Source organism: Streptomyces vulcanius, from assembly GCF_042653945.1.
GTDB classification, from domain to species: domain Bacteria; phylum Actinomycetota; class Actinomycetes; order Streptomycetales; family Streptomycetaceae; genus Streptomyces; species Streptomyces mangrovi.
On record NZ_JBHSFK010000012.1, the window covers coordinates 147,264 to 165,735 of the forward strand.

Annotated in this window: 21 protein-coding genes and 1 pseudogene; 12 read left to right on the forward strand and 10 right to left on the reverse strand. The window is 68.4% G+C overall.

The features are described 5' to 3' along the window. Positions 1–7 precede the first annotated feature (7 nt). From ACFPIH_RS20215 to ACFPIH_RS20225, 3 genes are read right to left on the reverse strand one after another with little or no spacing between them, the layout of a single operon-like run. The gene (locus ACFPIH_RS20215; RefSeq protein ID WP_381173593.1) at positions 8–787 is read right to left on the reverse strand and encodes an amino acid ABC transporter ATP-binding protein; all 780 of its coding nucleotides are present in this window, start codon (positions 785–787) and stop codon (positions 8–10) included. After that, a complete protein-coding gene (locus ACFPIH_RS20220) occupies positions 784–1,617 on the reverse strand; it encodes an amino acid ABC transporter permease (protein WP_381173590.1) in 834 nt (277 codons plus the stop codon). The genes ACFPIH_RS20215 and ACFPIH_RS20220 overlap by 4 nt, the downstream gene beginning before the upstream one ends. After that, complete coding sequence (locus ACFPIH_RS20225; RefSeq protein WP_381173589.1) at positions 1,614–2,465, reverse strand: transporter substrate-binding domain-containing protein; 852 nt, start codon at positions 2,463–2,465, stop codon at positions 1,614–1,616. The genes ACFPIH_RS20220 and ACFPIH_RS20225 overlap by 4 nt, the downstream gene beginning before the upstream one ends. A 175-nt stretch (positions 2,466–2,640) precedes the next feature. Here ACFPIH_RS20225 and ACFPIH_RS20230 point away from each other — a divergent pair, with 175 nt between their 5' ends. The 3 genes and pseudogenes from ACFPIH_RS20230 to ACFPIH_RS20240 all read left to right on the forward strand — a co-directional run. Next, positions 2,641–3,735, forward strand: coding sequence for a pyridoxal-phosphate-dependent aminotransferase family protein (locus tag ACFPIH_RS20230; RefSeq protein WP_381173586.1), 1,095 nt, complete (start codon positions 2,641–2,643; stop codon positions 3,733–3,735). 42 nt (positions 3,736–3,777) lie between these two features. Then, positions 3,778–4,239 carry a hypothetical protein gene (locus ACFPIH_RS20235; RefSeq protein WP_381173584.1) on the forward strand — a complete coding sequence of 154 codons (462 nt, stop codon included), beginning with the start codon at positions 3,778–3,780 and terminating at the stop codon, positions 4,237–4,239. Between the two features lie 41 nt (positions 4,240–4,280). Further along, positions 4,281–4,592: pseudogene (locus tag ACFPIH_RS20240) on the forward strand (hypothetical protein); the annotation flags it as partial. A gap of 336 nt (positions 4,593–4,928) precedes the next feature. On the opposite strand, the gene ACFPIH_RS20245 reads toward ACFPIH_RS20240, so the two are convergent. Continuing rightward, a complete protein-coding gene (locus tag ACFPIH_RS20245; RefSeq protein ID WP_381173581.1) occupies positions 4,929–5,972 on the reverse strand; it encodes an alpha/beta fold hydrolase in 1,044 nt (347 codons plus the stop codon). Between the two features lie 534 nt (positions 5,973–6,506). Between ACFPIH_RS20245 and ACFPIH_RS20250 the strand changes: the two genes are divergently transcribed. Next, on the forward strand, positions 6,507–6,683 hold the full coding sequence (locus ACFPIH_RS20250; RefSeq protein WP_381173903.1) for a DUF4259 domain-containing protein: 177 nt from the start codon (positions 6,507–6,509) through the stop codon (positions 6,681–6,683). A gap of 166 nt (positions 6,684–6,849) precedes the next feature. Here the strand turns inward: ACFPIH_RS20250 and ACFPIH_RS20255 are convergent, their stop codons facing one another. The 3 genes from ACFPIH_RS20255 to ACFPIH_RS20265 form a co-directional block, all read right to left on the reverse strand. Beyond that, the gene (locus ACFPIH_RS20255) at positions 6,850–7,884 is read right to left on the reverse strand and encodes a hypothetical protein (RefSeq protein WP_381173579.1); all 1,035 of its coding nucleotides are present in this window, start codon (positions 7,882–7,884) and stop codon (positions 6,850–6,852) included. A gap of 19 nt (positions 7,885–7,903) precedes the next feature. Then, positions 7,904–9,112 (reverse strand): right-handed parallel beta-helix repeat-containing protein, encoded by a 1,209-nt coding sequence (locus tag ACFPIH_RS20260; protein WP_381173576.1) that lies wholly within the window; start codon positions 9,110–9,112, stop codon positions 7,904–7,906. 238 nt (positions 9,113–9,350) lie between these two features. Continuing rightward, entirely contained in the window at positions 9,351–10,079 is a 729-nt protein-coding gene (locus ACFPIH_RS20265) for a hypothetical protein (protein WP_381173574.1), read from the reverse strand. Between the two features lie 438 nt (positions 10,080–10,517). Here ACFPIH_RS20265 and ACFPIH_RS20270 point away from each other — a divergent pair, with 438 nt between their 5' ends. Then, positions 10,518–10,814 (forward strand): GYD domain-containing protein, encoded by a 297-nt coding sequence (locus ACFPIH_RS20270; protein WP_381173571.1) that lies wholly within the window; start codon positions 10,518–10,520, stop codon positions 10,812–10,814. Between the two features lie 111 nt (positions 10,815–10,925). Continuing rightward, positions 10,926–11,723, forward strand: a complete 798-nt coding sequence (locus ACFPIH_RS20275) for a bestrophin-like domain (protein WP_381173568.1) — start codon at positions 10,926–10,928, stop codon at positions 11,721–11,723. A 32-nt stretch (positions 11,724–11,755) separates the two neighbouring features. On the opposite strand, the gene ACFPIH_RS20280 is transcribed toward ACFPIH_RS20275, so the two are convergent. Next, entirely contained in the window at positions 11,756–11,974 is a 219-nt protein-coding gene (locus ACFPIH_RS20280) for a GIY-YIG nuclease family protein (protein WP_381173566.1), read from the reverse strand. A gap of 266 nt (positions 11,975–12,240) precedes the next feature. Between ACFPIH_RS20280 and ACFPIH_RS20285 the strand changes: the two genes are divergently transcribed. The 6 genes from ACFPIH_RS20285 (at position 12,241) to thpD (ending at position 16,552) form a co-directional block, all read left to right on the forward strand. Then, the gene (locus tag ACFPIH_RS20285; RefSeq protein WP_381173901.1) at positions 12,241–12,540 is read left to right on the forward strand and encodes a MarR family winged helix-turn-helix transcriptional regulator; all 300 of its coding nucleotides are present in this window, start codon (positions 12,241–12,243) and stop codon (positions 12,538–12,540) included. Between the two features lie 57 nt (positions 12,541–12,597). Beyond that, positions 12,598–13,125 (forward strand): DinB family protein, encoded by a 528-nt coding sequence (locus ACFPIH_RS20290; RefSeq protein ID WP_381173564.1) that lies wholly within the window; start codon positions 12,598–12,600, stop codon positions 13,123–13,125. Positions 13,126–13,352: 227 nt separating this feature from the next. Continuing rightward, on the forward strand, positions 13,353–13,862 hold the full coding sequence (gene ectA / locus ACFPIH_RS20295; protein ID WP_381173562.1) for a diaminobutyrate acetyltransferase: 510 nt from the start codon (positions 13,353–13,355) through the stop codon (positions 13,860–13,862). A gap of 51 nt (positions 13,863–13,913) precedes the next feature. Further along, positions 13,914–15,185: a diaminobutyrate--2-oxoglutarate transaminase gene (gene ectB / locus ACFPIH_RS20300; protein ID WP_381173559.1), complete on the forward strand. Its 1,272-nt coding sequence runs from the start codon at positions 13,914–13,916 to the stop codon at positions 15,183–15,185. Positions 15,186–15,254: 69 nt separating this feature from the next. Further along, positions 15,255–15,659 carry an ectoine synthase gene (locus ACFPIH_RS20305; protein ID WP_381173557.1) on the forward strand — a complete coding sequence of 135 codons (405 nt, stop codon included), beginning with the start codon at positions 15,255–15,257 and terminating at the stop codon, positions 15,657–15,659. A 5-nt stretch (positions 15,660–15,664) separates the two neighbouring features. Further along, complete coding sequence (gene thpD / locus ACFPIH_RS20310; RefSeq protein WP_381173555.1) at positions 15,665–16,552, forward strand: ectoine hydroxylase; 888 nt, start codon at positions 15,665–15,667, stop codon at positions 16,550–16,552. Between the two features lie 36 nt (positions 16,553–16,588). Here the strand turns inward: thpD and ACFPIH_RS20315 are convergent, their stop codons facing one another. Both ACFPIH_RS20315 and ACFPIH_RS20320 read right to left on the reverse strand, forming a co-directional pair. Then, positions 16,589–17,428 carry an RICIN domain-containing protein gene (locus ACFPIH_RS20315; protein ID WP_381173553.1) on the reverse strand — a complete coding sequence of 280 codons (840 nt, stop codon included), beginning with the start codon at positions 17,426–17,428 and terminating at the stop codon, positions 16,589–16,591. Between the two features lie 109 nt (positions 17,429–17,537). After that, the gene (locus tag ACFPIH_RS20320; RefSeq protein ID WP_381173551.1) at positions 17,538–18,431 is read right to left on the reverse strand and encodes an RICIN domain-containing protein; all 894 of its coding nucleotides are present in this window, start codon (positions 18,429–18,431) and stop codon (positions 17,538–17,540) included. Positions 18,432–18,472 lie beyond the last annotated feature (41 nt).

An 18,472-nucleotide genomic window follows, 5' to 3' on the forward strand; every position in this document is an offset into this window, starting at 1 on the left:
CCTGCTTCTAGGTCTCGTCCTCCACGTCGGCCATCGCCGGGTCGAGGAGGCGGGAGAGGAAGTGGCGGGTGCGTTCGTGCTGCGGGTTGCCGATGACCCGGGCGGGGGCGCCGTCCTCGACGATCACTCCGGCGTCCATGAAGACGACCCGGTCGGCGACCTCGCGGGCGAAGGTCATCTCGTGGGTGACGACCATCATCGTCATGCCCTCACGCGCGAGCATGCGCATGACGGCGAGGACATCCCCCACCAGCTCCGGATCGAGCGCCGAGGTCGGCTCGTCGAACAGCATCACGTCCGGGCCCATGGCCAGGGCGCGGGCGATGGCGACGCGCTGCTGCTGGCCGCCGGAGAGGGAGGCGGGGTAGGCGTCGGCCTTCTCCGCGAGGCCGACGCGTGCCAGGTTCTCGGCGGCGACCTTCGCGGCGGTGGCCTTGTCGCGCCGCAGCACCCGGCGCTGCGGGAGCGTGAGGTTCTCGGTCACCGACAGGTGCGGGAAGAGGTTGAACTGCTGGAACACCATGCCGATACGGCGGCGTACGGCGTCGATGTCGACGTCCGGATCGGTGAGTTCGGTGCCGCCGACGAAGATCTGGCCCTTGCTGGGCTCTTCGAGGAGGTTCACGCACCGCAGCAGCGTCGACTTGCCCGAGCCGGACGGGCCGATCACACAGACCACCTCGCCCTGGCCGATCTCCAGGTCGATCCCGCGCAGCACCTCGTTGGTGCCGAACGACTTGTGCAGGCCGCGGACTTCGATCTCGGGTCGGTTCGTCTCAAGGCTCATTTCACGGCCTCCTGGGCCTTCGCCTCCATACGGCGCACGACGAAGCCGAGCGGGATGGTCACCAGCAGGTAGCACAGGCCGGCGACCAGGATCGGCGTGGAGTTGGCGGTCGTACTGGCCAGGTCGCGGCCGTACTTGGACAGTTCGCGCTCCTCCAGGGTGACGCCGAGGAACAGCACCAGCGAGGAGTCCTTGAAGAGCAGGACGAGTTCGTTGGTGAGGGGCGGGAGGATGATGCGGAAGGCCTGCGGAATGATGATCGAGACCATCGCCCGGGCCGACGAGAAGCCCAGTGAACGGGCCGCCTCCATCTGCCCCTTGGGCACGGCCTGGATGCCCGCCCGGATCGTCTCCGCCATGTAGGCGGCGGCCACCAGGCCGAGCGCGAGGGCGACCTTGCCGTAGGTACCTCCGACGATCTCCGTGCCGGGGAAGGCCAGCGGGACGGCCACCCCGATGAAGATGAAGATCAGCAGGGCGGGCAGGCCACGGAAGATCTCGATGTAGACGCCGGCCAGCCAGCGGTACGGGCCGACGGAGGACAGCCGCATCAGCGCGATCAGCATGCCGAGCGCGAGTCCGACGACGAAGCCGGAGACCGTGTACAGCACGGTGTTCTTCAGCGCCAGCGTGATGACGTCCGGGAACATCTCCTTCGCGATGTCCCACTGGGCGAACTGGTTCTTCAGCCGGCCCCAGTCGGCCGATACCGCGAAGGCGATCACGGCCGCGACGAACAAGACGTACTGCGCGCTCTGCGACAGACGGCGCTTCTGACGTCGCGTCAGTCCCCTTCTCCGGGGCTGGAGTCGGGTGTCGACGCCGCTCATGACGCGGACGGCGACGCGGCCGGCTCGTCGTACGGGCCGATCCACTTCTCGTACAGCGCCTTGTACGTGCCGTCCGACTTCGCATCGCCGAGCGCCTTGTTGATCGCCGCGAGGAGCTTCGCGTTGCCCTTCTTCACCGTGAAGCCGTACTGCTCACCGGTGTTGAGGTTGTCGACGACCTCGAAGGCGTCGGCGTTCGCCTTGTCCTTCAGCCAGCCCTGGACGACGGGGTAGTCGATGATCACGGCCTTGACCTGACCGGCGCGCAGGCCGTTGAGGACGGCGTCGGAGGACTCGAAGGAGACCGGGTCGAAACCCTGCTTCTTCGCGTAGTCCTCACCGGTGGTCTGCGCCTGGGCGCCCAGCTTGACCTTCTTCGACTTCACGTCGGCGAGCGAGGTGACCCCGGCGTCCTTGTCGACGAGGACGGCCTGGGTGGCGTCGAAGTACGGGTCGGAGAAGTCGACGTTCTTCTTGCGCTCCTCCGTGATGGTCATCCCGGCGGCGGCCAGGTCGCACTGGCCGGAGTTCAGGAAGGCACCCGTCTTGAAGTTCTCGAACGGCGTGTCGAGGATCTGCTGCTTCACGCCGAGGTCCTTGGCGACGAGGTCGACCAGCGCGACGTCGAAGCCCTGCACCTTGCCGTCGATCTCCGACTGGAAGGGCGGGTAGGGCAGGTGCGTACAGGTGGTGAGCTGTCCGGCCTTGGCCAGCTCGACCCCGCCGGCCGCGGTTTTGGAACCGCTTCCACCGTCGTCGGTGGAGGTACAGGCGGCCACGAGCACCAGCCCGGCCGTGGCGGTGATGGCGGCCAGGGAGCGGGCCCGGCGGCCGGGGACGGTGTTCACGGGAGACCTCCTGTGAGGGAACTATGGCTTCCGATTATAAGGAGATGTTTGAGTCTCTCAAACCAATCCGATGGCAGTAGCGCTGTTCAACCTAAGAAGTCACCAGTGGAGGGTGGGGCGGGCGTGCCGGTTAGTCTCGTCACCTCTACCCCGTGAGCAAGAAGAGAGCACCCCCGTGACACACCCGTTCCTGGACCTGGCCCCGCTGAGCGCCGCGCACTTCGCCTCGATCGAGGACCGGGTGGCCCGGCTGCTGGACACCCGGCAGGACGTCGTGATCATGCAGGGCGAGGCGCTGCTGCCGCTGGAGGGCGCGATCAGGGGGACCGCCGGTCCCGGCACGGTGGCGCTGAACGTGATCACCGGTCCGTACGGGCAGACCTTCGGCGACTGGCTGCGGGACTGCGGCGCGACGGTGATCGATCTGGCGGTGCCCTTCCACACGGCGGTGACGGCCGCGCAGATCCGCTCGGCGTTCGCGGAGCACCCCGGGATCGACTTCGTGTCGCTGGTGCACGCGGAGGCGGCGACCGGCAACACCAACCCGGTCGCGGAGATCGGCGAGGCGGTGCGGGAGCAGGGCGCGCTGTTCTACCTGGACGCCGTGGCCTCGGTCGGCGCCGAGCCGGTGCTGCCGGACGCGTGGGGCGTGGACCTGTGCGTGATCGGCGCGCAGAAGGCGATGGGCGGTCCGGCGGGTGTGTCGGCGGTGTCGGTGAGCGAGCGGGCATGGGCCCGGATGGCGGCGAACCCGCGGGCACCGCGCCGCTCGTACCTCTCCCTGCTGGACTGGAAGGAGCGCTGGCTCGACGCCGGCCGCAAGGCACTCCCGCACGCTCCGGCACAGTTGGAGATGCTGGCGCTGGAGGCGTGCGTCGCCCGGATCGAGACGGAGGGCCTGGCCACGGTGATGGCCCGGCACGCGTCCGCCGCGGCGGCGACCCGAGCGGGCGCGGTGGCGCTGGGCGGGGGCCTGGAGCCGTACGTGCACGACGCGACGGAGGCGGCGCCGGTCGCCACGACGCTCCGGACACCGCCGGGCGTGGCGGCGTCGGAGCTGGTGACCCGTGCCCTGGCGATCGACCCCGCGCTGCCGCTGGCGGCGGGCGGGGGCGCCCTGGCCAAGGAGATGATCCGGGTCAACCACTACGGGACGGACGCCACCCGGGGTGCGGTCGGCGCCGCCCTGACGGCCCTGGGCGTGGCGTTGCGGGATAAGGGGCTGGACGTGGATGTGGTGGGGGCACTGCGGGCGGTGGAGAACCGCTAGCTCCGACGGAACCGATCTCCCCCGGCCGATGTCCGGGAAAGCGTGGCGACCATCCTCTTCCTGATTCTGACCCTCGCGCCGTTCCTGACGCCGTTCGTGGTCGTGGGTACCGCCGCGGCTCTCGCCTGGCGGGCCCGCGGCTGGTCACCGGGCGGCGGACTGCGCCTGCCGGACGCCACGACGTGCACGCTGGTGATGGTCATGGCCGGCGCGGCGGCCCTCGGCGCGTACGCGTGGGGCGTGATGTCGGGGTTCTACATCCTGGACCCGGACCAGATGTGCGCGGCCCGCGGCGCGGCCGGCGACCACGTGGTCACACGGATGTCCCTGCCGGTCAGCGCGCAGTGCGTCACGGACGACGGCCGCGGCACGGAGCTGGTACCGGACTGGGTGAACCCGGTCGTCTACGCGGGCCTGACGCTCTGCGCTCTCGCCTTCGGGGCGGCCATCGCCTCGGCGGTGCGCCGCCCTGTCAGCTCGCCGGCAAAAGAAGGGATCACGTGAGTCTGCGGGGGTGGACCTGTCGGTATGTGGGCCCGGCCGACCTGAAGGCCGGAGTCCGCGCCGGCAGCGGCGGTTGCCGGATCGGCTCGGCGGTCGACTTCGACAGCCGGGTCGCTGAGCGTCCGGCGGCGGAGCTGGTCGAACCGTTCACCTTTGTGGTCGGCATGGACGGTGTGCTGGTGCCGGCGCCTCGACGGAGCGAGCATGTGGCCTGTGCAGGCGGACGACCGGTCCTGAGCGCCGGCGAGATCGGCTTCACCCACGAGGCGGGCCGATGGTTCGTGAGCGACGTCAGCAACCACTCAACCGGGTACTGCCCGGACGTCGGTTCTTGGCCGTCGGTCGCCCAGGCCGCGGTCGGGCTGCCGTTCATCGAGGCCCCTTGATCGAGCCCGCACTTCACCGGTCATCGGGGAGTACTGGCGGATCTGGTGGTCCCGGTCTTGGACGACCGGGACCACCAGATCCGGGTGGACGACGGGATCGGCGCCGGGTCAGCGTTGCTGGATCCACCAGATGATCCACCCGGTCACGCTCGCGCCCAGGGCGCCGGCGCTGCCGCGGACGATGCCGTGGCCCGCCGTTCGGGCGAGGGCTCGCAGACGGCGGACTCCACCTGGCCGGTGCCTGTGGCGGCCCTGACGACGGCGCAAGGGCCCCCACGGTTCGCGGTCGAGGGCTCGGCTGTTCTACGGAGCCGGGCTGATGTCGCCGTTGGTGTTCATGTCGAAGATGCCCTGGGTCTTGCCGTCGACCTTCAAGTGCTTGAGCCAGTGCTTCGAGAGGTTGTGCACGTTCTTGTGCTGCATCTCCCACACCACCGAATGCCCGGCGCAGTCCAGCTTGACCATCAGCTTGTGGTCGCCGGCGATGGCGTCGTAGAGCGCGGGGACCGAGAAGTTGAATTCCGGATCTTCGCTCGACGTGTTCACCTGCCTGTCGTGCTCCCCGTACGCGATGAGGACCGGCACGCTGCCGCCGAGGACGCCGCCCTGCGCCGCGGTGGTCTTGTTCCAGCCCCACCGGACGAAGTTTCTGATGCGATTGCGCCCTTCGCCTTCCGGCCCCCACGTGCTGCCCACCGGATCGCTTTTCATGATCGCGTTCCACACCTTGTCGCGCATCTCTGCTTCGCGCTGGCCCTCGCAGTGCACCTCGTTGCCCCACCCGTTCCAGGTTCCGTCTTTCGTGCTCAGGAACGTCGGGAAGCCGGGCTGCGGTAGCGGATCGGGGGCGTTCGACGTGCCCTCGGGCGGGAAGATCGGCGCCAGCAGGAGCAGGCTCGACACCTTGCCCGGGTTCTTGACCGCGTACGGCCCCATCGTGAACGCGGCCGCGGACCAACCGATGAAGGCGACCTTCTTCACCCCGCGCTCGCGGATGATCCACTCCACGACGGTGTTCAGCTCGTCCCGGTCGCTGTTGGAGTTGGTCAGCTGGAACGGATAGTTCGGCGGGCCCGGCGTGAAACCTGGAGGTCTCGGCTTCAGAAGGTTCTGCTGGGCGGGGTTGACGTTGCGAGGGTCGTCCATCTTCGGCCGCGGCGACAGCCCCGAGCCCTGGAGGTCCATCATGAAGACGTCGTAACCGGCCTTCGCCAGCACATCGGCCCAGCTGTACGACTTGAAATCGAGATCAAAGCCCGCGAGCACCGGAACGCTCCGGCCGTGGAGCATCAGGACGGCCGTGCGCTCGTCGAGGTGGCCGGGGGGCGTGCCGTCGCGCTCCCGCACGAAGAGTTCGACGTCCTCGCCCCTGTTCGCGGGGACGGTGGACTTGTGGGGTACCCGGTGGTCTTTCACGGTGACGGGCATGAGGATCCGTTCTATGAGCTCGGCCGGGGCGTCGTTGCCCCGCCCAGACCACGCTCGATGCGCGGGACCGTCCGCGCCACAGCAGGGGGCCAGTCGTGTGACGTGCATTTTCTCCGTGTCGGCGGCGGCCTGCTCCTGCTCGTCGTCCTCCAACGGCGACAGCGCCACCCTGTCGGCGGTCAGCTCGCCCGCCAGCCCCGTCAGCCCGGCGTGCCGCTCAGCGACCACCCCAACGATCCGCCTCGGCGTGTTCTCCGCGTCCATCCGCCGCCCGTTGCGGGAGGTGAGCAGCGGCCTGGAGGCAAGCGCCGATGCGGGTGCTCTACGAACGCCAGACCGGCAGGCGAAGAGACCAGACCGGTAGGACGCGCCCTCATTGTGTTGGCCGCTGTTAGTGATCAAGCCAGTTGAGACGATCTCTTACCAGGAGCCGATGACGGCCCCGGAGAACCGCTGTCCGAACTACCGGCATCGCTCCGCGCGTCGGCCAAGCTCGCACTGGACCGGGCGCTCCAGGACGGATCAGAAATGGCGACCGGCTGGGTGGACAGCGCCGACGCCGACCATTGGCGCCAGGAAGTGCGACAGATCCTCCAGGCACTCGAAACGCCCACTGGTCACTCATCGTGACCGGATCACGGAAAGCGAGCCAGAACCCGGGAACCGACAGCACATGTTCAGCGGGTCCGACAGCGACCTGGCGTAATCCTTGTTCGGCAGAGGGGACCAGGTCCGAGCTCCGGCTTCTGGCCCCACCAGTCGGCCGCCCGGAGCGGTGACGGCCCGGTCCGCCGAGTCAGGAAGGCCGGCGGATCGCGTTGCCGGGCGACGTGCGGGCGAACCAGGTCCGCGTCTCGTCTGCGGTCAGTACGCGGGCCAATTCGGCTGTGCCCGGGAGATGCGGGAAGAACCGGTCGGCGTTCCAGCTGCGCTGGTATGCCGGCTCGTCGAGCACGAGCAGGCGGTGTCCCTCGACCGCGGGGATGTCGTCGGGCAGCCCCTCGTTCCAGATCCGCTCGCCGTCCGGGGCGAGGAGTTCGAAGGCCCCGGTCGCGATGGTCCGGGTGCGTCCCCGGGCGGGCTCGGGGTCCGTGGCCAGGCGGACGCTCTCCGCCGAAGGCGTAGTGCCGGGAACGTAGCCGCCGCCGACGAGGACGTGGGCGAGCAGCGTGTGCAACTGGAAGTTGTCTCCGATGCCGCCGATGCGCACCTCGAACCCGGTCCCGGTGGGCCTGTGCAGCACCACAAGGGGCTCGTCGTCCAGAACCGCCAGCGCGTAGGCCAGGCATTTGAGGTCGTGCCGCTCCAGGGCCGCCAGGTCGCGGCAGGCGGGGAGGATCTCGGATGCGTGCCGACGGCGCACCTCTGCGCTGCGGCACAGCACGGCCAGCGCGGGCGGCTGCCACTCCTCGACCGAGCACCAGGCCAGCGCCAGCCGCGTGGCCTCGTACACCTCGCCGCCGAGGCGGGCCAGCAGCGCGTCGTCGATGATCTTCTCGTCCGGCTCCGGCAGTTCGTCCTCGGCCGCGCCGGTGGCGGTCCAGCGGCGGGCGAACTCCAGGGCGTCGAGCAGGTCCTGGTGGACGCCGCCGAGGATCGGCTCGGCGCAGGCCGCCGGATCGGCCCCGCGCTCGACGCAGAAACCGGCCGCCATCGCCAGCATCGGCCGCGGGCCGGCAGGCGGGAAGGCAGGGAGCAGCGCCGCCAACCGGGGCCCTGCCAGAACGCGTTCGGCGTCCGACGTCGACTGCACACCGTTCATCACGGCGTTGAAGGCACGCCCGGTGCGGTCGCCATCGCGAGCGGCAACCGCCTCCTCCAGTTCGGACACGATGGCGGCGAGGCATCTATCAGAGGCAGATGCCGGAAGGGGCCGCGTTCGGGCCGATGTTGCGGATCCAGGTGTTGGCCGTGCCGTCGGTGCCGGTGCCGGTGGTGCTGTCGCGGCAGTCGAGCATGCCGCTGCCGCGGGCGACGTTGGAGTCGATGGTGTTGCCCCCGTTGCCGCCGGCATCGATGCGGATGCCGTCGCCCGCGTTGTCGCTGGCGATGTTCCGGGAGATGACGGAGTTCGTGAGGGAACTCGGTGCCACGCTGATGCCGTGGCCGACGGTGCTTGATTCGGAATTTCTGATGATGTTTCCGGTGATGGTGACGTTGGTGTTGGGCGAAAGGCCAAAGGCGTTGGCCCGAACGCCCAGGAAGCCCCTGTCAATGGTGTTGGAGGTGATCCTCAAATTCGTGTTGCTGTCGCCGAAGAAGATCCCGGGGGCGCCAAAGTTGTCCTGGATGATGTTACTCCCTACGGAGACGTTGCTGGACTTGAAGATGAACGCAAAGGCTCTGTCCGCCAAAGAGATGTTTCTGTTCACTCTGACATTTCCGACCCCTCCGGGTGCCACTGCGTCCAGGAGAACACCGGAGTTCTCGTTTCCGGAAAAGGTGTTTGTTTCGATGTCCGCATTCTTCAGGCCCGCGTCCGAGTAGACTCCGTTGCCGCTCGCAGAACCGGGTTCATTGTTCTGGCGGATACAGTTCTGTTCGACCTCGGACAGATTTGTGCCGCTGGAGTTGAAATAGACTCCGAATACGTTTTCCTGGATCATGTTCTGCCGCACTTGGTGGCCCGAGTGTGCCGCACTCGTGACAATGCCATAGCTGGAGGTGTTGTTCTGAACGGTGAAGCGGGAGAAGGTGATGCCGTTCTCCGCCAAGCGCACAGTTCCTGAACCGTCCGCCGACTGAATGATCGCCTGCCTGGACGGATCCGGAGCTCCGGCCTGGCGGCACGCTGTCCCTATGGGGGCGGCGGCCGGTCCGACCACCCGCAAATTCGCCTTGTTCACCGTGACCACTTCGTTGTACGTTCCGGCGCAGACCCTGATCTCATCTCCCGGCGAGGCCGCGGTGATCGCCGCCTGGATCGTGGTGAAAGGCGCACCGGGGCATTGCGCCCCGTTGTCATCCACGACGAGTACGGCCTGGGCTGCCTGGCTGGGCGCTGCCGGGAACGCGGTAGCCGCCGCCACGCACACCGCGACAAGAATCGTCTTCTTCATGGTCTTCTCCTTGGCTCTCGACGCAGACCGCAATCCGGTCGTGCGGGCATTTGCCGAACTCCATCAGTCCCGTAAGCCGAATGAAGCGCGGGCAGGAATTCGCTGATCACGAAGCTAAGCGTGTCACGCCGAGTATGCAAGTGGTGGCACTCCGTATGCGTCGCCGAGCGGGCGACGCCGCCAACCTGCCGGGGCGGGCAAGCCTGTACTTGTCCAAGGAATCCCGCGAAACCCGATCTCAGGGGATCCGGAACCTCGCGCACGTAGGCCCGCGCTGTGCGTGCGAGCCACACTCGTCCTGGGTTCCGTCGCCGGCGTTGAGGGCCATGATGCTGATTCCTGCGGCCTGCGATGGAAGGGACATCGGTATGCTGACCCGCTGTTCGACCACGCCCTTGTCGTTGGGTCTGAGTTCACTTGAGTAGTCATCGACCGAGTCATCGACAGGTTCGGACAAGTCGGCCCTTACCTGGGTTACATACACCTCAATGCCGGCCCCCGTCTCGACGCCGTCAGCATGAACATCGAAACTCAATTTCAGATTGGACCGAGGGCCGTCGACTTTAATGTTGGTGATGGTCGGCCGCCCGTTTCCCCCGGCAGCCTTGGCCGCGCCGATAACCGCCACGCTCAGAGCCACCATATAGAAGATCACCCCGAGAATGAGCACCACGGTCTCCCACAGGTTGCCCAGCCGTGTGGGGTGGACGAGTAGCGCCACGATGCTGCACACGATGGCGAGGATGGCGCAGAGCGAGGCCACATAGATGGGCCACGACTCATTGTTGAGGGCAACGAACACGATGTCACTGCTGAGGCCAAGCAGGGTCATGACGCCGGCAACGGCGACGAGGGCGCCGGCCAGGATCTTCGCAACGTCGTCCAGGCGCTTTCCGATCCTGGCCTGGATCTCTTCGTGCGTCGGGGCAGGTTCTTGTTCGCTACCCCTCTTCGGGACCCCGCTCATGGCGCTCCTCCTGACCCAAGGTCCAGGCCTTCAACGACGTACGCCACCGGGCGGCCCCGGCGGAAACGCTAGGTTCGCGCGAGAACCTCAGCGACCCGGGGATAGGCCGAACAGAGGAATGATCAGGTGCGCTTCAGTTCTGTCCGTCATCTCCTTTGGACTTTGACCCACCGGGCCTTCGCCGTTACCGAGGCTCCCGGCGAAGCCGTTCATTAAGTGATCGGCTTGATGGAGAGGGCCGGACTCGCATCCCTCGCGGGAGCACTCAGCTTGGGAATCTCGGGGCTCTAGAGGCGGTTGCGGGGCCGACCTGCGACGAAGCGCTGTGTGACCTGACGGGCTGACTTGTTGTTCATTCGGGTGTACATCTTGAGCGCTTTTCGGCTGTGATGCCCAAGGTTGACCTTGCGATGTGTTCCCACAGGAGGGTGGAAGACCATGCCGGCGTATGTCACGTTGCTGAACTGGACCGATCAGGGGATCCGAAACTACAAGGACACCGCAAAGCGTGCCGAGGCCTTCGCCGTAGCGGCGCAGAAGCTCGGGGGGAAGATCCTGAGCCTCTACTGGACCGTCGGTTCGTACGACCTCGTGGCCGTTGTCGAGGCACCCGACGACGAAACCGCCACCGCGGTGCTCCTGCAGCTCGGCGGGGTGGGCAACGTCCGTACGACGACCCTGCGGGCCTTTGGCCCAGAGGAGATGGATCGCATCATCGCCAAGGCCGCTGGCTGAGGGCATGCATGTGAGTATTGATTCCAAAAGTGATCGACGAGGAGCTCCAGGCCGCCGGCCGATGTGCCGCCGCTGTGTGGCCGCTCGCGATAACGCGCTGCAGGTGATGTGGTGAACTGGTTGACCTCGCTGCCGGCGGTGGTGCTGGTTGTGGGCGGACTCTTACTTGCCCTGCTGGTCGCGGCCGTGGCGCGGGTCGGCGTCCGGGCACTCGTACCGGTCGAGGAACGGGATCGGGTGCCGCAGATCGCCACGCCCCTGATGCCGACACTCGGCGCTGCCTTCGCAATCTTTGCGGCACTCACACTGGCCAGCGAGGCCGGCTACCTGCGCGCAGCCGAGGGGTTGGTGAGCGACGAGGCGGCCGCAGCCTCCCGCCTGGCATGGGCGGCGACAAGTCCGCGAGTCCAGTCGGAGCCGATCCATGCGGCACTGCTGGACTACGTGCAGAGCACGCGTGCCAGGGAATGGGAGGCTACAGCAGCGGCGTCCGGTGACGACCCCGCCACCGCTCGCGCGATCGCCCAGCTGGAGCGGAGCGTGCGCGCCGAGGCGGCCCGGCCCGAGGTGGGAACCCCGACAGGCACGGAGTTGGTGGTTTCCATGGACGGTGTCACCAGTAGTCGTCGCGCCCGGGTTGCGGCCGCCTCGCGCGACGTTCCCGCGCTCTACGTCGTCACGCTTGTGGTCAGCGGACTGGCCTTGATTGTGAACTCCGGCGCACTGGTCTTCCGCAGCAGCCTGCGAACGTCACTGCTGATCGTAGGTGTTGCGAGTGTGGTCGGGCTGAGCCTGGCGTTGCTCTTCGCACTCAGCGCGCCCTGGAGCGGACCATTCATCGTCAGTGGGCATCCACTCGACGCCATCATCGGGAACCTGAAGTCCGGCTTCTTCGACGGCGGGCCGTAGGCGACGGGCGCGATCAGTACGCCGACAACTGCTCACCCACGGCCGGGACGTGTGACGGCCTGATCGATCAACTGGCTGAGAGTGGTTTCGCCTGCCTTGCCGAAGGTCATCCGCTTACCGCTGCCCACGCGGCGCAGCTCAAGTCCGAGCATGCAACCCAGAGTGAGCCGCAGCGTCGGGCCGGCCGCGTTGCCCCGGTAGTGGTAGCGCACCCGCTTGCGCAGGTTCTGGGTACTGGTCCGGTTCGCCATGGCTGAGACGGACGGTCGTTTCGTCGTGCTCGATCGCCTGGTGGTGGAGGCCCGCTTGGGTGAGGCTTTGGCTGACGTGTAGATGCATGGGTGGACTGTGGGCTGCCACAGGGCTGGTCGGGTCAGCTGGTCGAGGTGGACCACGTCGCCTCTCTTGGGCCTGAGGGTCGAGTGGCCGCCGGAGGACGCCAGGTTCTCCCAGCTCACGAGCAGGCCCAGACACAGCCGTTGGGTCCTGGCGGCCAGGGCACTCAGCACATGACGAGCTGTCTCAACGGGAAGCGGCGGGCAAGCTGGGCATCGACCACACGACGATGGTGGCCCTCGTCGACGCTTTGGAGGGCAAGAAACTGATCGAGCGGCGCCGCAGTCCTCCGGACCGACGCAAGAACATCGTGCGGCTGACGCCGGCCGGACGGGAGCGCCTGCGCGACGCCGAGTTCGCCCGCCAGGAGATGGAACGCCGGTTCCTCGCCCCGCCCTCCGGCCCGGACGCCGGATGCCTGGTCCACGCCCTGCGGTCCCTTCTCGGCGCGGACCGGACGTCGAGGCGCTCCACGAGTTGACCCACCGCGCGGCAAGACGGCTTACTCGACACCAGACCCCCGTGCCATCCTCCCCACATGACCACCAACACGCCTCAGAGGCTTCCCGACGGCCGGCCCGTGCCGTTACTGACCGGTGATGAACTCCCCATGCTGGAGAGCTGGTTGGAGTTTCACCGGGCAACGCTTGAGTTGAAGTGTGCGGGGCTGGACGACGCGCAGGTGCGGCAGGCGTCCGCCGAGCCGTCGGAGCTGACGCTGCTCGGGCTGGTGCAGCATCTCGCCGAAGTCGAACGGAACTGGTTCCAGCGGATGTTCGCCGGGCTCGACGTGCCGCCGGTGTTCGAGGAGGAGACCGGGTACTCGCTCGTCCCCGGGCGGGGCATCAATGAGGCACTGGCGGTCTGGCGGCGGGAGATCGCGCGGGGGCGGGAGCTGACCGCGGGGCGGTCGCCGGCGGACACCGGGCGGATGGTCGGCGGGCCCCTCGCCGGGGTGGAAGTCAGCCTGCGTTGGATCCTCATTCATCTCATCGAGGAGTACGCGCGGCACAACGGTCACGCGGACATTCTTCGAGAGCGTATCGACGGGGTCACCGGAGCCTGAATTAATTTCGATTGGGAAATCCAGGTTCTTCTGCCCCGGATTTCCAACATTAAACACGGGGGTTTTCCGGAGGTTACGCATGGGCGTGACGCATTGCACAGGTGGGGTGATATGCGTGTTTTATGGCGGGCGAAGCGGTACATAGTCGCCCCTCACCCCTCCCGCATCACGGAATCCCCACCACCCCTCCATGCGTTATTGAATTTCCCTGGGTAGGTTCAATCCGCATGACCACAGCACCCACAGACCTGCTTATCGACCGCCCGTCCATCGAGGACGGGGCCGCACTATGGCGTATTGCCAAGGAATCCGGAACCCTCGATCTGAACTCCTCCTACAGCTATCTGCTGTGGTGCCGGGACTTCGCCGCCACCTCGGCGGTGGCGCGGGTCGGCGGTGGGGAGCCCGTCGGGTTCGTCACCGGGTACGTACGGCCGGAGGACCCGCGCACGCTGCTGGTGTGGCAGGTGGCCGTCGACACCCGGCATCGCGGGCGGGGTCTCGCCGCGGCCCTGCTCGACGGGCTCACCGCGCGGCTCGCCGCCGAGCGTCCGATCGTCACGACCGTCGAGACCACCATCACGCCGGGCAACACCGCCTCCGAGCGGCTGTTCGCCTCGTACGCCGCCCGGCACGACGCGACCCTCAGCCGCGAGGAGCTGTTCGGCGCGGGGCTGTTCCCGGACGGCCCGCACGACCCCGAGGTGCTGTACCGGATCGGGCCCCTCTCCCGCTGATCCCCCGTACTCAGGCCCCCTCCCCACCCCCCACTCCGAGGAGCGATCTCCGTGACCATCACCCAGCCCGACCTGACCGTCTTCGAAACCCTCGAGTCCGAGGTGCGCAGCTACTGCCGTGGCTGGCCCGTCGTCTTCGACCGCGCGCAGGGCAGCCTGATGTACGACGAGGACGGTCACCGGTACCTCGACTTCTTCGCGGGCGCCGGATCCCTCAACTACGGCCACAACAACCCCGTACTCAAACGGGCGTTGGTCGACTATCTGCTGCGTGACGGGGTCACCCACGGGCTCGACATGTCGACCGTCGCCAAGCGCAACTTCCTGGAGACCTTCGAGGAGTTGGTGCTGCGGCCGCGCGAACTGCCGTACAAGGTGATGTTCCCGGGGCCGACCGGGACGAACGCGGTGGAGTCCGCGCTGAAGCTGGCGCGGAAGGTGAAGGGGCGCGAGGCGATCGTGTCGTTCACCAACGCCTTCCACGGGATGTCGCTCGGGTCGCTCGCCGTCACCGGCAACGCCTTCAAGCGGGCGGGCGCCGGGATTCCGCTCGTGCACGGCACGCCGATGCCGTTCGACAACTACTTCGAAGGGACCGTCCCGGACTTCCTGTGGTTCGAGCGCCTCCTGGAGGACCAGGGGTCCGGACTCAACAAGCCGGCCGCGGTGATCGTGGAGACCGTGCAGGGCGAGGGCGGCATCAACGTGGCGCGGCCCGAATGGCTGCGCGCGCTCAAGGAGTTGTGCGAGCGGCAGGACATGCTGCTGATCGTCGACGACATCCAGATGGGCTGCGGGCGCACCGGGGCGTTCTTCTCCTTCGAGGAGTCGGGGATCACGCCCGACATCGTCACCGTGTCGAAGTCCATCAGCGGATACGGGCTGCCGATGTCGCTGTGCCTGTTCCGGCCGGAGCTGGACGTGTGGGAGCCGGGTGAGCACAACGGCACCTTCCGCGGCAACAACCCGGCCTTCGTCACCGCGACGGCGGCCCTCGAGACGTACTGGACCGACGGCTCCGCGATGGAGAAGCAGACCCGGGCGCGCGGGGAGCAGGTGGAGGAGGGGCTGATCTCCATCACCGAGGAGAACCTCGCCGACATCAAGGAGTACCGGGGGCGGGGGCTGGTGTGGGGGCTGGAGTTCCACGAGAAGGAGCGGGCCTCGCGGGTGGCGCGGCGGGCCTTCGAGCTGGGGCTGCTGATCGAGACGTCGGGGCCGGAGGGCGAGGTCGTCAAACTGCTGCCCGCCCTGACCATCACCCCCGAGGAACTGGACGAGGGCCTCAGCGTCCTCGCCCGTGCCGTCCGCGAGACCGCCTGACAGAAGAACCGCCCAGCAGAGAGACGGCCGGGCAGAAGGACCGCCCGGCAGAAAGGGAAGACTCAGACCATGATCGTCCGTTCGTTCAAGGACATCGAAGGCACCGACCGGCATGTGCGGGCCGCGTCCGGCACCTGGGAGAGCAAACGGATCGTGCTCGCCCGGGAGCGGGTCGGATTCTCCCTGCACGAAACGATTCTGTACGCGGGCACCGAGACGGCGATGTGGTACGCGAACCACATCGAGGCCGTCGTCTGCGTCGAGGGAGCCGCCGAGCTCACCGACCACGAGACCGGGACGACGCACTCGATCACTCCCGGAACCATGTACCTCCTCGACGGGCACGAGCGGCACACGCTGCGCGCCCTGGAGGACTTCCGCTGCCTCTGCGTGTTCAACCCGCCCGTGACCGGGCGGGAGGACCACGACGAGAACGGCGTCTACCCCCTGCTCACCGAACCCGAGGAGGTGTGACCGTCATGACCACCGTCACCGATCTCTACCCCACCCGCGGCACCACCGAGGTGGCCGCCCCCCGCCAGGACCCCGTCGTCTGGGGCTCGCCCGACACCCCGGGCCCGATCCCCTCGGCCGACCTCCAGACGTACGAGCGCGACGGCTTCCTCGCCGTCGAGCAGCTCATCAGCGACGACGAAGTACAGGTCTGCCGGAAGGAGTTGGAGCGGCTGGTCCTCGACCCGCAGGTCCGGTCCGACGAGCGGTCGATCATCGAGCCGCGCTCCCAGGAGATCCGGTCCGTCTTCGAGGTGCACAAGCTGAGTCCCGTGTTCGCGGCGCTCGTGCGCGACGAGCGGGTGGTCGGGCGGGCCCGGCAGATCCTCGGCTCGGACGTGTACGTCCACCAGTCGCGGATCAACGTCAAGCCGGGCTTCGGGGCCGGCGGCTTCTACTGGCACTCCGACTTCGAGACCTGGCACGCCGAGGACGGGCTGCCGGCCATGCGGACGGTGTCCGTGTCGATCGCGCTGACCGACAACCTCGACACCAACGGCGGGCTCATGATCATGCCGGGCTCGCACCGGACGTTCCTCGGCTGTGCCGGGGCCACGCCGAAGGACAACTACAAGCAGTCGCTGCAGATGCAGGACGCGGGCACGCCGTCGGACGAGGCGCTGACCGGGCTGGCGGACGCGTACGGCATCCGGCTGTTCACCGGCCGGGCCGGCTCCGCGACCTGGTTCGACTGCAACTGCATGCACGGCTCCGGGGACAACATCACGCCCTACGCCCGCAGCAATGTGTTCATCGTGTTCAACAGCGTGGAGAACAGGGCGACGGAGCCGTTCGCGGCTCCGGTACGACGGCCCGAGTTCATCGGCGCCCGGGACTTCACTCCGGTGCGCTGAGCCCGGGAGCAAGGCCGGAGCACGGTGGCGGCTGTGTCAGGTGCGGCGGGTCCAGTCCTGGTTGTCCCGCCCGTTGCACTCCCAGAGGACGATCACGGAGCCGCTCGCACCCCCGAAGAGGTCGACGCACTTCTGGGACCGCTGGGCCACGAGCGTACGCGATCCGGTCAGCTTGAACAGCTGTGGTCCTGAGGCCTGGCAGGCGGTGACCGTGATCGGCGTACGGTCGTCGGTCGCGCCCCCGGAGACGGTCAGGCACAGGCCCGCCGAGCGGAGCGTGCTGTCGGCGGCGAACGTCCATCGCTGGGCGGCGGATCCGTCGCAGACGGTGGCGGTGGCCTGCTCACCGGAGCTGCCGCCGGTGAGGCACTTGCCTCCTGCCGCGACCGTCAGGGTGCTGCCGGCCGGCGCGGGGGGATCCTCCGACTTGGCCTGGTCCGTGTCGGTGTCGGTGTCCTTGCTCGTGTCCTTGCCCGTGGCCGCGGCCTCCGGCGAGGACTTGGCCGCGCGGGGTGCGGCCGGGGCGGCTTGGGGGTCTGTCCGCACGGCCGGGGCGGCGTCGCTCCTCGGCGGTGGGGCGGACGATTTCTCCGTACGGGCCGTCGGGCTCGCGTCCGGCCGCTGCTGGGCGCGGACCGGGGTGGGCGTGGGTGAGGCGGAGGGGACGCTCCGGGCGGCGGCCACCTCGTCGTCGCCGTCGTCCGGGGTGAGGGCACCACCGCCGACCAGCAGCACTCCGAGGGCGAGAACCGCGGCCAGGGCGCCGCTCCAGCCCAGACTGGCCCAGAACCGGCGCCCGGGAGCGAGCCCGTGAGGTGAGCGGGCAGGCTTGGAGGCGAAAGCCTCCGAGAAGCGCTTCGGGGACTGTGCGGGCATCGGAGGGGTGCTCCCAGGAATCGTGATCGGTGAGGCGGGGATCGTAGCTTGCGGACAGGGCCGGACACGCGGAGCCGGACAGACAGGGTCTGCGGGCTCCCGGGTGGTTTCAGGGCACCGTCCACTTCTGGGCGGCGTTGCCCGAGCACCAGGCGATCTGGAGCGGAGTGCCGTTGGCGGTACCGGCGTTGGCGACGTCGAGACACTTGTCGGCGGCGACGTTGACGATGTCGTAGGCGCCGCTGACCCGCCACTGGGTGACCGTGGTCGAGTCGCAGGCGGCCATGACGACACGGGTGCCGTCGCCGGTGGAGCGGCCGGAGAGGGAGAGACAGCGGCCGCCCTTCTGGAGGGTGCCGTTGGCGGCGAAACTCCACTGCTGGTCCGAGCCGCCGTCGCAGCCGTACAACTGGAGGGCGCTGCCGACGAGTTGGATGCACTTGCCGACGAACCCGTCGTAGTGGCCCGAGATCCGGCCGACGGGGCGGGAGAAGTCCTGGGACGGGGTGGGTTCGGCGGTGGTCCTGGTCTTGGTCTTGGCCTTGGCGGCGGAGGTCTTCTTGGCGGCGGGTGCCTTGGCCTTCGCGGTGGCGGTGACGGTGGCGACGGTGCCCGGGGGGTTCGGGGCCTGGGCCGCGGCCGGTTCCTCGGCCGCCTTCGGGGTCCGCTTCGCGGTCCCGGCGGGCGGCGCGGACCTCGGGGAGGGCGTGAGCGTCGGTGTGGGGGTGGCGCTGGGCGTGAGCGACGGCGTGGGCGACGCGACGAGGACGCTGCTCCCGGCGGCAACCTCGTCGCCGCCGTCCGAGGTGAGGACCCCGCTGCTCACCAGAGGGATGCCCAGCGCGCAGACGGCGGCCACGGCGCCGCCCCAGCCCAGGCTGATCCAGACCCGCCGCCCGGGTACGAGACCGCGGGGTGAGCGGGCGGGCCTGCGGGCGAAGGCCTCCGCGAAGCGCTGCGGGAGTTTCGAGGGCTTCGAGAGGTTCGGGGGCGTGGGAGACATGGGGGTCGCTCCGGGGATTCGGGAGTTGGGCCGGAAGACGG

Excerpts from the sequence above, each read along its gene's own strand:
- ACFPIH_RS20215 (WP_381173593.1), bottom strand. The coding sequence starts at position 787 with ATGAGCCTTGAGACGAACCGACCCGAGATCGAAGTCCGCGGCCTGCAC.
- ACFPIH_RS20220 (WP_381173590.1), bottom strand. The coding sequence starts at position 1,617 with ATGAGCGGCGTCGACACCCGACTCCAGCCCCGGAGAAGGGGACTGACG.
- ACFPIH_RS20260 (WP_381173576.1), bottom strand. The coding sequence starts at position 9,112 with ATGAAGAAGACGATTCTTGTCGCGGTGTGCGTGGCGGCGGCTACCGCG.
- ACFPIH_RS20265 (WP_381173574.1), bottom strand. The coding sequence starts at position 10,079 with ATGAGCGGGGTCCCGAAGAGGGGTAGCGAACAAGAACCTGCCCCGACG.
- ACFPIH_RS20270 (WP_381173571.1), top strand. The coding sequence starts at position 10,518 with ATGCCGGCGTATGTCACGTTGCTGAACTGGACCGATCAGGGGATCCGA.
- ACFPIH_RS20280 (WP_381173566.1), bottom strand. The coding sequence starts at position 11,974 with ATGGCGAACCGGACCAGTACCCAGAACCTGCGCAAGCGGGTGCGCTAC.
- ACFPIH_RS20290 (WP_381173564.1), top strand. The coding sequence starts at position 12,598 with ATGACCACCAACACGCCTCAGAGGCTTCCCGACGGCCGGCCCGTGCCG.
- ectA (WP_381173562.1), top strand. The coding sequence starts at position 13,353 with ATGACCACAGCACCCACAGACCTGCTTATCGACCGCCCGTCCATCGAG.
- ACFPIH_RS20305 (WP_381173557.1), top strand. The coding sequence starts at position 15,255 with ATGATCGTCCGTTCGTTCAAGGACATCGAAGGCACCGACCGGCATGTG.
- thpD (WP_381173555.1), top strand. The coding sequence starts at position 15,665 with ATGACCACCGTCACCGATCTCTACCCCACCCGCGGCACCACCGAGGTG.
- ACFPIH_RS20315 (WP_381173553.1), bottom strand. The coding sequence starts at position 17,428 with ATGCCCGCACAGTCCCCGAAGCGCTTCTCGGAGGCTTTCGCCTCCAAG.
- ACFPIH_RS20320 (WP_381173551.1), bottom strand. The coding sequence starts at position 18,431 with ATGTCTCCCACGCCCCCGAACCTCTCGAAGCCCTCGAAACTCCCGCAG.